General features: G+C 45.9%; 9 protein-coding genes and 1 tRNA gene. 6 read left to right on the top strand and 4 right to left on the bottom strand.

Features of this window, described 5'->3' with window-relative positions; all coding sequences use genetic code 11:
• Positions 1-21: 21 nt before the first annotated feature.
• The gene (locus OIR97_RS08645) at positions 22-651 is read right to left on the bottom strand and encodes a hypothetical protein (protein WP_169545261.1); all 630 of its coding nucleotides are present in this window, start codon (positions 649-651) and stop codon (positions 22-24) included.
• Positions 652-1,091: 440 nt separating this feature from the next.
• Here OIR97_RS08645 and OIR97_RS08640 point away from each other — a divergent pair, with 440 nt between their 5' ends.
• The 3 genes from OIR97_RS08640 to OIR97_RS08630 all read left to right on the top strand — a co-directional run bounded on the left by OIR97_RS08640 (position 1,092) and on the right by OIR97_RS08630 (position 3,553).
• The gene (locus tag OIR97_RS08640) at positions 1,092-1,997 is read left to right on the top strand and encodes a DMT family transporter (protein ID WP_169545260.1); all 906 of its coding nucleotides are present in this window, start codon (positions 1,092-1,094) and stop codon (positions 1,995-1,997) included.
• 340 nt (positions 1,998-2,337) lie between these two features.
• Positions 2,338-2,886 carry a PAS domain-containing protein gene (locus OIR97_RS08635; protein WP_169545259.1) on the top strand — a complete coding sequence of 183 codons (549 nt, stop codon included), beginning with the start codon at positions 2,338-2,340 and terminating at the stop codon, positions 2,884-2,886.
• 376 nt (positions 2,887-3,262) lie between these two features.
• Positions 3,263-3,553 (top strand): cupin domain-containing protein, encoded by a 291-nt coding sequence (locus OIR97_RS08630; RefSeq protein WP_169545258.1) that lies wholly within the window; start codon positions 3,263-3,265, stop codon positions 3,551-3,553.
• 708 nt (positions 3,554-4,261) lie between these two features.
• Here the strand turns inward: OIR97_RS08630 and OIR97_RS08625 are convergent.
• A complete protein-coding gene (locus tag OIR97_RS08625; RefSeq protein ID WP_407696678.1) occupies positions 4,262-6,433 on the bottom strand; it encodes a PAS domain S-box protein in 2,172 nt (723 codons plus the stop codon).
• Between the two features lie 430 nt (positions 6,434-6,863).
• Complete coding sequence (locus tag OIR97_RS08620) at positions 6,864-7,991, bottom strand: aromatic ring-hydroxylating oxygenase subunit alpha (RefSeq protein WP_169545256.1); 1,128 nt, start codon at positions 7,989-7,991, stop codon at positions 6,864-6,866.
• Between the two features lie 783 nt (positions 7,992-8,774).
• Here OIR97_RS08620 and dctP point away from each other — a divergent pair.
• The 3 genes from dctP to OIR97_RS08605 all read left to right on the top strand — a co-directional run bounded on the left by dctP (position 8,775) and on the right by OIR97_RS08605 (position 11,877).
• Positions 8,775-9,815 carry a TRAP transporter substrate-binding protein DctP gene (dctP, locus tag OIR97_RS08615; protein ID WP_169545255.1) on the top strand — a complete coding sequence of 347 codons (1,041 nt, stop codon included), beginning with the start codon at positions 8,775-8,777 and terminating at the stop codon, positions 9,813-9,815.
• A gap of 170 nt (positions 9,816-9,985) precedes the next feature.
• Positions 9,986-10,552, top strand: a complete 567-nt coding sequence (locus tag OIR97_RS08610; RefSeq protein ID WP_267177808.1) for a TRAP transporter small permease subunit — start codon at positions 9,986-9,988, stop codon at positions 10,550-10,552.
• Positions 10,553-10,563: 11 nt separating this feature from the next.
• Positions 10,564-11,877 (top strand): TRAP transporter large permease, encoded by a 1,314-nt coding sequence (locus tag OIR97_RS08605; RefSeq protein ID WP_407696677.1) that lies wholly within the window; start codon positions 10,564-10,566, stop codon positions 11,875-11,877.
• 383 nt (positions 11,878-12,260) lie between these two features.
• On the opposite strand, the gene OIR97_RS08600 is transcribed toward OIR97_RS08605, so the two are convergent.
• Positions 12,261-12,353: transfer RNA gene (locus OIR97_RS08600), tRNA-Ser, on the bottom strand.
• Between the last annotated feature and the right edge of the window lie 427 nt (positions 12,354-12,780).

Raw genomic sequence — 12,780 nt, 5'->3', positions numbered from 1 at the left:
TCGCGTTGCATTTTGTTATTGTTACGCTTTTTCAGCATTTCTGCGTTTACGCCAACCGAGCAAACCCAGAATACCTAGCCCTGCGCCATAAAGAGGCAAAGCCGCAGGTAGCGGAATAACACTGCCGCCGATATCACCCTCTCTTAATGTGAAGGTGTTATTGAGCGAGTCATTCCATTCAGTCCAGTCCTGAGTTGGGTTTAACTGTTCGATAAATTCGAACATGTAGTCACCCGCTGCAAGACCACTAATCGTTACCCCTTGCCAGCCTGTCACTGGGCCGCAGGCTCCGCACGCGGTAATGTAGGAAACGTTAAAGTCACCGACCAAAGGGTTTCCTGGGGCTCCAACGCCACCACTTGCATAAAAATAGTTACTTCCATCCACCAAGCCTGCGGGTTTCACAAGTGTATTCAGGTCAAACAATGTTGTTGTTGGACCATAGACTGTCGTGTTTTGACCAGTCAGCCTCAGGCTCCCCTCATTGGGAACATTCCCGGGTGATCCATGCGTATAGTTACCCACCCAGAAGGTAACTTCTCCTACGCTCACTCCAGGCACATAACCAAGAGCCACTGTATGTGCACCAGCAAATCCTGAATAGGCTGAAAGAAGCCCGGCTAACGCTATGCACATCAAGGTTTTTTTCATAATTCACCTCGCTCTTCATGTGTTAACTATTCTAGGCTACAAACAAATCTTACCAACATTAGCAATATGCAATATTTATAAAATTATTACAAATACTAAATATATTATTTCACTAATATTAAAAAACTCCGCTTCAGGTGAGACGAAAGGTCTGTCTGCAACACCTGAGCGCAATAAAGAAGCCGGTATTTGCGAACTAATATTCAAACTTCCTATTAACGAACGCAGACAGATTATCCTCGACCTTTTCTTGCCGACAAACGACTGCGTATTGGCAACCATTGAAACAAACAAACCAAAGATCGTTTTTCGGTGTTCAGTGACCCATTAAAAACGGCCCTAATCCAAGCGCAAAATCCCCCGCAGTTAAGAATAAGACAACAACGCTCGGTAAAGTTTGATAGTCTTCTCGCAATAAAGGCTTTTCAACGGATAAGAGATTGAACAACAACCCTGGTTTCACAGCCTATCTTCCGCATATCGCTTTAAGCGCTTCTTCGATCATGCTCGGCATGTCTTTTGTCGCCATTCGAATTGTCATGGATCAACATGCCATTCCGGCAACATTGGGATTTCTGCGGTATGGTCTTGCGGTTCTTTTGCTACTTCCCTTATTACTGTTTGTCAGACGACCGGGACCACCCACCAAAATCGTTCTGGTACTGGCCGGACTGGGAATTATACAATTCGGCTTTTTCCATTTATTTGTGAACACCGCACTCGAACAGATGCCGGCATCTAGAGGAGCGGTTATATTCTCCCTCATTCCCGTCATGACGATGCTATTTGCGGCAATGGCGGGGCGGGAACGACTTACCCCCATCAATCTGTTTGCAGCAACCTTATCAATCGTTGGCGTTTCGCTAGCGATTGGAGAAAAAGCCTTCCAGAACCAGTCAGAGATACACAACTGGACTGGAGAAATCCTGTTCTTTATGGCAGTCTGTTGCGGCGCAATTTATAATACGTTTTCTTCCCGAATACTAAAGGTTCATTCTATAGTTCATGCGACCATCATAGGTATGACAGCCGGCTCTACCTTTATCCTGATCTTTTCATTTATCGAAGGCTTCCCGTCAGTCATTGCCAGTTTTTCAACAGAAATCTGGTTGTGGATCATGTATCTTGCAGGCCCTGCAGCAGCGCTTAGTCTTTTTCTGTTTAATTGGGGACTGCAACAACTCAGCCCTTCAAAAGCCGCTATTTATGTACCATTAGCCCCAGTCGCAGCGAGCGCTTTTGGCGCCTTTTTATTGGGAGAAAACCTGTCAGGTTTATTCCTTATTGGGCTCACCTTTGCCATAACAGGGCCAATCTTGACGAACTGGCGCCCATTTAGAATCTGATACCCCAAGGCGCGCTATAGAGACCTGGATCGTGTCGTCTTCAGACTAAATCAACAAACCCGATTACTCATGCCAATCAACTAACGTGTCAATACCATACGATAACGCTTTAACAAACAGATGTTCAATCCATTTTTTCCTGCTTAAATCCCTTTGCCCAATATTTCTATTTACTAGAAATAGTTGGGGGGCTTTGTTCCTATTCTTTTTCAATTACTGCGTGAAACACGCACTCAAAATAGTTTTATCTTATATTTTGGTGAAAAAGGAGTATGTTGTCTATAAACCAAGCCACTGTAAAGAATACCAAGTTATTGATCGGTTGGTGAACGAGGACGCCATGCTAAACAAGCTCAATATGTGTGACTATGGTGAACGTTTTGAAAAAATTCTAGGGCTTTGGCTAGAACTTAAAAGCGACAAAAAGTTTCCAATCTGGAAAGATTTCGACGTCAAAAATGCGGCATATGGTATTGGCTTCCTAAACGCAATCACCGTTATCAACGAAGGTGAAGATTTTGAGTATCGTGTTTTCGGCACGAACATCGTCGATGCCTATTCCGTTGAATTGACGCGAAAGCGGGTCAGTGAAGTGGCCCCCTTGGAGCGTTCTCAAAAATCAATGAATTTTTACCGTTCAGTTGTCAAGACTGGCGAACCACAATGCGTTTTTCAGGATGTGAGCGACATAAACGCTTTGAAACCACTTTTTGGAGAAGAAGAGCGTTGCTGGCTTCGATTGGTCTTGCCATTCTCGACAGATGGAGAAACAGTCGATCGGTTATTGGGTTATGGTGAACCTATTTTGCTGGAACAATTTGGCCGGAGCGTTCAGGAAAAAGGTGTAAACTTACAGGGTATCTACCCTGTCGCAACTGATGGGAAATAAAAAAACCGGGATGCATTCAACATTTTAAACAACGTTATCCGTAGTTTTTTTTAGCGCCCCCTCCTTCATAAACTCTATTTTTCCAAGGGGTCCGGTTTCGATTGTCAGTTTTCAGCATGTGGCATCATTTTAGGAAATTTAACGTTCGCGCATGTTTCAAGCGCAGCCAACAATTCCACAGAGGACTTTGGAGGCATTGCACCAACAGAACATTCAATTGAGTTAAAGGCTTTGACACTTTATCGTCTGTTTAAGAAACACGCTCAGGAAGGGTGCCTCTCAATAGACTTTAATCAACAAATTCAATGATCCAAGAGGTTCGCAAGAGAAACCTGATCCGGCATCTGTACTTCAACAATAAAGGGGGGTTACCGCCATGTCACAACAAGCCGAGCCAACGCTGCAAATCGATAACAATCGTACCCGAGTAACAGAATGGCGTTTCGCCCCCGGGGCTGAGACAGGCTGGCATCGTCACGATATGGATTACGTTGTCGTCCCCATGGTTTCAGGGCAGTTGAAGCTACTGGAGCTCAATGGCAAAGAACACATCGCCGACCTCACAGCGGGAGTACCATATTTTCGCGATACAGGCGTCGAGCATAACGTAATAAATGCCAATGACTATGAGTTTGTTTTCATAGAGATTGAGTTCAAACAGAACTAGCGGGTGGATTTTTCTAATCAGTCCAGCGACCTTGCACCATGTAGGATTAAGAGGAAAACAATTGAAGTCCGCTGCTTGCAACACAGCAAACGCGTCCCGTTACATTGACAACCCGTTACGCTAAAAACACTGAAACCGATGGCCCCTCGGCCTTCAATACCAGGCAATCGAACTAATCCACTCAAAACAATCATGAATGTTCAAGGACTGGATTTTTGCCATTGCTTGCGAAGACTTTATCCAAACACGTTGCTTTTAAGAGTTTCCTTATAATTTTTTTTGCTTTTTAGCGAAAGATCCAAATAAAAACGCGCCTTCTTTGCTCCTGATTTTCCGATCATTAGCACATCCCTCAGAAGAGAGAACATGATTTGACCAAATCAGCGTGGGGCACCATTGCCTGTCTGGGTCCTGATGGCGGCGTTGGAAACTCGAGAAATCTCTGAATATGATCGTTAAAACACGGGATTGAAGCCTATGAGGCTTGCCTATCATTCATCATAAAAAAACAATCACAAACATGTTGGTTTTATGGCCTATTCCCTAAATCAGAAGGAAAACCAGTCCCCCTTGGTTGCTTGCACACAAACTGTAAAGCCCCCATGATGGATCGGTAAAATGGAGCATATTTTGTGGGGCGTCTTTGGGGGGCGGTATTTTAATCAAAAATTCGGATCGTTGTGCGCTGAAGTTAGTGAGAGCCGTTTCTCAAGCAGTTAGATCTTCAGACGATACACTGTTAATCGCCGCGACAAGTTGTGCCCTTGTGAAGGGCTTTGCAAGCAATTGAATGTCTAATGTGCTGATTTCATGTTGATCGGCAATTTTATCCGGATAGCCAGAAGTCAGAAGAATTTTTAAAGGGCGGTAATCAACAGCAATTTGTTTGGCCAGATCAATACCGCTCATTCCATTCGGCATGATCACATCACTTAAGACCAGATCAATATCGCTTGCTCTGTGTTCAAGCATGGCCAACGCGGAAGCGCCGTCCATTGCCTCCAATACCGTATAGCCAAGATCGATCAGGGTTACCGATGTTGTCTCTCTTACATGTTGGTCATCTTCCACCAGAAGGATGGTCTTACCCGTTGTCAGCTCTGGTATTGGTGTAACGTCTTTTTCCTGAACCGCCGGTTTACTATCAGATAAGGGAAGGTAGATTGATATTGTTGTCCCCTCTCCTTCCGTACTGGTAATGTCCAGATATCCGTCCGATTGAGTCACAAAACCGTAGGCCATACTCAATCCCAACCCGCTTCCTTTGCCCACTTCTTTCGTCGTAAAGAAGGGTTCAAGAACCTGCCCCAAGACCTCCTTACTCATCCCGTAACCGGTATCAGCAACAGTAATCAGTGCGAAAGATCCGCAGATCGGCTCATTGTTCAGCCCTACCGTTCCCTCGGTAACGTGAAGGGTGGTCAAACGGACGGTCAGTGTGCCGCCGTCAGGCATGGCATCTCGCGCATTCAAGGCCAAATTTACAAGAGCATTGCTGAAAATATCACCGTCAATATTCACAAATATTTTTTTACCATCATAATGGCGAATAAGCTGAATATCCTCCCCTAACGTTCTTTCCAACAAGTTAAGTGTGTCCTCAACCAGTTGCTGGATGTCCGTATCAGCAGGAGATAATATCTGCTGCCGCGAGAATGAGAGCAGTTGTCTGGTCAAGGTCGATCCGCGCGCCACAGCCTGTAATGCATTTTTGATATTCTTGCGTAACGGGGTATCCGGGCCCAGCTGTTCTAACACCAATTCAAGATTGCCCATCATGATCGCCATCAGATTATTAAAATCATGCGCGATACCGCCTGTCAGCTGTCCAACAGCTTCCAGTTTTTGGGAACGGTTGACCTGTTCTTCAAGCAATCTTCGTTCTGTGATGTCTTGAACAAGGGACATGACGCCGATCACCTTGCCACTTTTTCCCAATATTGATGTGTTATACCAATCACACAAGATGATGCGCCCATCTTTGGTGATATTTTCGTTTGTCGATCGGGTCCCACCTTTGTTTTCAAGTAAAAGTTGCCAGATCTGACCAACATCTTCTTTGGCGGTTGGAGGAAGAAGAATGTCTGACACATATCTGCCAACGACTTCATCGGCAGAAAACCCGAAAATGGTTTTTGCGGCAACGTTCCATTCAGTGACACGAAAGTCTGTATCAAAAGAAATACTGCCAAGAGGGGTATTTTGAAAGTGATGGGACAGCCGCGCTTGACTTTCGTGGAGCGCTTCTTCAGCTTGAAGGCGCCTCTCAACCATCTCGTTTGCGGCGGTTGCAATTTCCTCAAACTCTACAAACCGCATGCTCGCAGTATCGATTTTAGAATTTTGAGGGTCCGCGTTTTCGAAATAATCCATGAACCGCAAATAATTTTTTCGAATTCTGCCGATTTCTGTTCGGGTGGATAGAAAAATCGCAAGGATCAGAACAGCAATGACGCAAAAAACAAGAATAAGGACAAAGTTGCGATCCTGCCTGCTTTTTTTCTGCAAAGCGGCCACTTGCGCCTCTAGTTCAAGGAGATCAAAACCGGCCCCGATATACCACTGCCATTCTGGTATCCCAACGACATAACTGAATTTCTCGATCGGCTCAGCCCCTGTTGAAGGCGGAATATGGTACGTAAAATATCCACCTCCGTTCTTTGAAATCCTGATGAGTTCCTGAACAACCAAGATACCATTGACATCTTTTGCGCCTAAAACATTCCTACCTTTAGCGGGACCAGCAAGGGACTCTCCATCCCAAGTCGCTGCAAATACATACCCATTCCCCGTATATCGAATATGAGCAAGTTCCTGTAACGCCTCTGTTTGGATCTCTGACGCAGTCGCCGCGACACTCCTTTTCTGTGCCTTGGCAATATGTGCATTGATTACCCGTTCGGAACTTTCAACAATGTTTCTTATGAAGTGTTTCTGCTGGCTGATATAATTTTGCCGAATGCTGTCAATAAGTTCATTATAGTTATCGTAAACGCTATAAACCGCCTATTGTAAGGGTTGTCAATATCGAGACGACCATCAGTCTGAGAGCAAGAGCCTCGCTTAAGGAGGGCTTCGACATTCTATGGTCCCAACTGACACGCGCACAAAATTATCAAATATTATTGAATATACTGAATATACGGCCAATAAATGTCAATAGAGGCAGGCCTCGCCCTCCAACGGCAAGCTGTCGTATGGAGCGCGCGCCATTCCCCAAAAGTCAGTCGGTTTGAAGCGCCAACACTCAAAGGCGTAAAGGATCCGAAAGGAAACATCTTATAAGGATCAGACCCTTTAACCTACAGGATTAAAGGCACGCTATCTGATCATCCAGATGTTTGTGGAAATGAACGATCGCACTTTCACATTGCCCAAATGTCAAAAATTCATTAGCCCCGGTCTCCAGAGAGTCTTGAATGGATTGCGCAGCATAACGATCTTCATCCAATCCCGCATTTTTGACAAAGTCCGCATCTTTCTTTGTATCGGCTTCGCTTCTGGCCGGTCCGTTCCCCAGTTTATTAGTAAGCCGATAAACGACCCATTCTGTCTCATTTGGGCTCACTGGTTCCAGGATGATCAATATTGAATGACTGGACAGAGTGGTAATATGACAATTGGGGAACAGCTGAATGACATAGGTTACCATACCATCGATCCGCCTTTCCTCTCGCGGTATTTCGCGCAACTTTTCTATCCGACGGAACGGAAACGTCACCCGGGAATTTCGTCCAAATGTTTCAATTACATTAATATTATCAACGCCATATGGATAAAAGGACTTATTATGGAGGGATTTGATATGATACCCTTCCATGGAGGTTTCACCAAGCAGCTTCCAGTTTGCAGAATCCGACATGGTGCTTTGCTCAAAAACCTTTTGCTCGGGTGAGAAAAGGTCGGGAATTGACTCAAGGCATCCCTCAGAAATGGGCTCGTCCTGCGTAACAAAAACAACGCCATTTTTCTCAACCACCGAATGAACCGGCACCAAACCATGATCTTCTTTGTTAATCCCAGGAAACGCCTCATTCCCGGGAATGTGCTTTAACGCCCCATCCAGACCATAGGTCCAGGCGTGGTAAGGGCAGACAAATGCTTTGGTACAGCCACTTTCATCCCCCTTAAGTTTCATTCCACGGTGACGGCACGCATTTTTGAAGGCCCGAACAACACCATCCTCTCCCCTTACAACAAGGAGGGGACGGCCGGCTGATTTACGCGCAATGTAAGAGCCTTTATCGAGAAGAGCGGCAGACGGACAATACGGAACAGGCATCCGCCGCAAAAGTTCAATTTCTTTCTCAAACCGCTCTTGCGACATGTAGTTTTCTACGGGTTCTTTCCAAACCGTTTCGCCTAAATCCGTCGTCTTGTTATCAATATGCTGGAAGATCCTATCAATAACGTCATTATCGCTTAATAGTGTGGTCATTTTCTAACTCTTGTTGTTAATGTTTTTATGCCAGAAAAATACTTAGCTTGCTTACTATATATCATATTTCATGTCTTAGAAAACGTTAGAATTCGATTTCTCTATTTTTGGAAAATTAAAAGACATTGATCGTCAAAAATATTTCTGACAGGTAAAAAAGCGATCAAAAACAACCACATATATGAAATCCACGCAATGAAAACAGAAACAAATTTCTCGCGCATATTTCTCATTTTTTTCATCAAAGCGGACACAGTTATATTGGGTTTACCAAAGGGTACAGAACTTACCCACGTAATCCGCCTGCAAGTGGGATCGCTTTTCTTTAGCTAAAGGCGGCGTGCATGTTGCTATCGTAAATCCAGAATTTCCGACCGAAAGCTATCTGTTTTGCAAGCAATTTCGGGGGACACTTAGGTCCCCTGCCTGCGTTACAATAAACGACCGCCCCGCAAAAAGACCTCCTAAAACAGTCCAAAAATTGATGGTGCCAGAGATTATGATCGGACTGTTTCCTGGATCTATAAAAACGAAAGACCATAAAAATAAGGCAAACGGCTTCTGAATGAGGATTGTCCAATCGACTTGTCAATATTCAATTTATATATATAATCTTTAAAAAATATACCAAAAACGATGGTCATAATAAAAACTGAAAACACACCCTTTCCGGCCTTCATTTCTCGTATGTTTTTTTAAGAAAGAAAAAGTGCTGCGTTAAAGAATAAATGAAAATAACGGTTGTAACAGGCAGCCATACAATCGCACATCGGGAGGACTATCATGACACAACAGACCAAACATATAAGCCGTCGTCATGCGTTGGCAGGTGGCGCTTCGATTATCGCTGCTCCGGCATTGATCGGCAAAGCTTCTGCGGCCGAAAAAGTGACCTGGAAAGTTCAATCTCATTGGCCCAAAGCCTCCTCCTCCTTTGGGGATAGTCTTCAACTGATTGCTGACGAACTGAAGGCAAACACTGAAGGCCAGTTTGAACTACAGCTTTTTGGGGCCGGTGAATTTGCCAAAGGCGGCGAAATTTTCAACATCGTTCGCAAGGGTGTTGTTGAAATGGGCACCATTTCACCAGGCTATATTCAAGGCGAGGCAGTGACTGCCGGATTAGCGCTTGGCGTACCGGGTACGTTCCGAGAACCTTGGGAATTTTCTCATTTCCTTAAAAATATGGGCTTTGAAGCGCTGTTTAATGAAGATTTGGCAAAATATGGCGTCGTGAGCCGGGCAGAGAAAATCTATCCGACCGAACTTGTTGTCTCTAAACCTGTTAATTCGCTTGAGGATTTCTCAACCCTGAAACTCCGCTCCTCTGGAAGTTACCTGAAATTCCTGGAAGCTGCTGGTGCATCTACGCAGAGTATTGCAGGACCAGAGCTGTATTCAAGCCTTGCCAGTGGTGTTGTTGACGGTGCCCATTGGGGTGCGGCGCAAGGCGCAATGTCAATGAGCCTGTGGGAAGTGGCCAAATTCCATATGAAGCCAACGATGGGCCTTGCAATGGATACATTGATCATGAACCAAGGCGCCGTTGATGCCTTGTCACCGGATCTAAGAGCCGAATTCTTTAATCTGGTTGACCTTCGCTTCTGGAAACGCACCACCGAATATCAATACAAAGAAAAACTGGCCCTTTCAAAAGGTCAGGCCGAGATGAGTGTTGCAGTTTCACAGTTCCCCGATGATGTGTTGAAGAAGTTCTCTGAAGCCTCCGGCGCCATCTTGAAAGAGGAAAGTGCAAAAGGTGGTAACGCGGCCAAAGCCACCGATATGCTAGTCGGTTTCCTTAAAGGAATGGGTTACATCTAAAACCGGTGGATCCTTGTATCGTCAAACAATACCAACCCAAAACCAACCCACCCCTTTGGCCATTGCGCCATAGGGGACCGGTCGGTTTTTTGTGACGGAATTTGTTAAAAATTCAAGTCTTTAAAGTTGCTGGATAAGCAACATAAGCAACAATAAAAAGGAGGGGTTATATGGGTGCCCTAACCGCATTTGCCCGCGCGGTGACTGTAACGAACGCTTGGGTCGGGCGCGTTGCCAGCTACGCCGTACTTATTCTATTTATTCTGTTACTCAGCGACGTGGTCATGCGTTATGTCACGCAAAGCCCCGTTTCCTGGTCTTCTCTCGCCTCCAAAATGGTGTTTGGTGTTTATGCCATTATAGGCGGCGGCTATCTGTTGGCGCGCCGCGACCACGTGAATGTGGATCTGTTCTATGGCAATTTTTCCAGGAAGAAAAAAGCCATCACCGACATTGCCACCTCCTTTCTGTTTTTCCTGTTTTTGTCTGTGTTGCTGACGGAAAGTTTTTCCATGGCCTATGACAGCATTTCTCGCCTTGAGGTGAGTTATGAAACCACCTGGCGACCGCCCCTTTGGCCCTCCAAATCAATGATCTTTGTCGCGGCAGCGTTATTAGCCTTGCAGGGTATCGTTAAATTGATCGCCGATATCATGATCCTGATGGATATTGAGGTGGATGAAAGCGCTTTCGGGCCTTTGCAGGATGATGACACAAGCGAAAAGGAAACCGTCTAATGTATGATTTCCTGAGTATCGAGCTTCTCACCCTCCTCTTTTTCGGATTGTTATTCATTTTCATAATGCTCGGTGTACCGCTGGCCTTTGTGCTGGGCGGTCTGTCAATTGTGTTTTTGTATTTCGAACAGGGCCCGATTTCCTTTTACCTGATCGCTTCTAAAATGTGGGATCTGATGGAAACATCGTCCCTGATAGCCATACCGCTCTATGTGTTTATGGCGCTTCTACTGGAACGCAGCGGCGTTGCTCATGATTTGTATCGCATGATGCATTTATGGTGGGGCGGTGTGCGTGGCGGCCTGGCAATCGGTACGGTCGGAATTTGTACCATTTTTGCCGCTATGTCTGGCATTTCCGGTGCCGCGGTTGTGACCATGGGAACCATTGCCCTGCCGCAGATGTTGAACCGCGGGTATGATAAACGGCTTGCGCTTGGCGCGATTAACGCAGGCGGAGGTTGGGGAATTCTGATCCCGCCGTCCATCCTCATGGTTCTCTATGCGCTGATCACCGAAGTTTCTGTTGGCAAGTTATTTGCGGCCGGCGTTTTTCCGGGTCTTTTGCTTTTCGCTCTTGTCTCGACCTACATTGGTATTCGCTGTTGGTTTCAACCCCATCTGGGGCCGTCCCTTCCGCCCGAAGAACGGGCCAGCTGGGCGGAGAAGTTAAATGCCCTGAAGTCAATCTTCCTGCCGGTTTTTATCATCTTCATCGTGCTGGGCGCCATTTTTGGTGGGTTTGCAACGGTGACCGAAGCCGCCGCAGTCGGCGTTTTTGGCGCATTGGTTGCCAGTGCGGTTAACCGCAAACTCTCCTGGAAAATTATTTCGGAAGCGTCTCTTAGAACCTTTCGCCTGACAACCATCATCACATGGATCGTCTTTGCGGCTCACGCCTATTCCATGGCGTATACCGCGATGGGCGCGGAAGAATTCATCACTCATCTAACCGCACAGATACCGGGCGGAAAATGGGGGGCGCTGGCATTCATGATGTTTGTTCTGCTACTGCTAGGAATGGTCCTTGATCCAGTGGGCATAATGCTGATTACCCTGCCCGTATTCCTTCCGCTGGTGGCTGCGCACGGATTTGATCCTGTATGGTTTGGTATTCTGTTTGTGATCATGATGGAGATCGGATATATGACACCGCCGTTTGGGTTTAATCTGTTCTACCTGCGCTCCGTCGCGCCGCCCAGCGTCACTATGAAAGATATCTATTGGTCAGTCGGACCGTATACGTTGGTGGAACTATCAGGGCTACTGATCATCGTAATCTTCCCGGGGATTGCCCTATGGCTGCCTGAATATCTGTTCCAATGACGCACTCCGTTTTCATCCCAGTAGAATGATACAGATACGAACAAGCGCCGATCGTTTCATGAACGATTGGCGCTTGTTTTAAGAAAGGAGATCTATCGAGACAAGGGAATACTCTCTGCGCCCCTGCTTCAAAAGGAATGTAACTGCGCCCTCACCAATCAGGGGGAAAATGGCCGCCACCATCTCTTATCCTTAAAGCGGTATAAGGGAAGTATCGTCTGCAAATTAAAACCATTTACAGTCCATTCAAAAATTCGAAAATTTCAAGGCCGTAAATGCAAGCTGGCGTCACCCTAAATATAAATGCAGTTTTGAGAAAATTTGAAAAATTGACGTTTTGATTTTTATTTATTTTTCAACGCCTTACAGAGAACTGTAAATTATGGCGGTGAAGGTGGGATTCGAACCCACGATGGAGCTATCAACCCCATACTCCCTTAGCAGGGGAGCGCCTTCAGCCACTCGGCCACTTCACCGTTGCGCGCAATATGGCAGAATTTCTATAGGTTGCAACCCCTTTTTTAAAATTGGGATAATTTTTGTTTATGCGGAACGAAGCGCATATAAAACAAAGTAATCGACCCAATCACCATCCCCATCAGACCCACATTTGTTCTACATATGTTCCCGTCAGATCCTTCGCGTCACTGGATTGAACACACCAATAGGTAATCATCAAGCCCCGTTTTGGCTCAATCCTCATGGGAGGCCATTCCAGAAAATTCTTTCAGTGGGTACTTGCCCCCCTCAGCCGTGAACAAACAGCGATCCAACGTGATTGTGACGCGGGTAATAAGAGTGGGCGGCGTGTAAACATTTCATTCCCGAACCGCCAGCCCACAAAAGGTCAACGGATAAAGGAGACTGCAAAATCTTTAACGGGAACGAACGACGTGCATATCC

This window comes from Sneathiella aquimaris, from assembly GCF_026409565.1.
GTDB lineage: Bacteria > Pseudomonadota > Alphaproteobacteria > Sneathiellales > Sneathiellaceae > Sneathiella > Sneathiella aquimaris.
The sequence above is the reverse complement of the archived record's forward strand: the minus strand, read 5'-3'. Positions and strand labels throughout refer to the sequence as shown.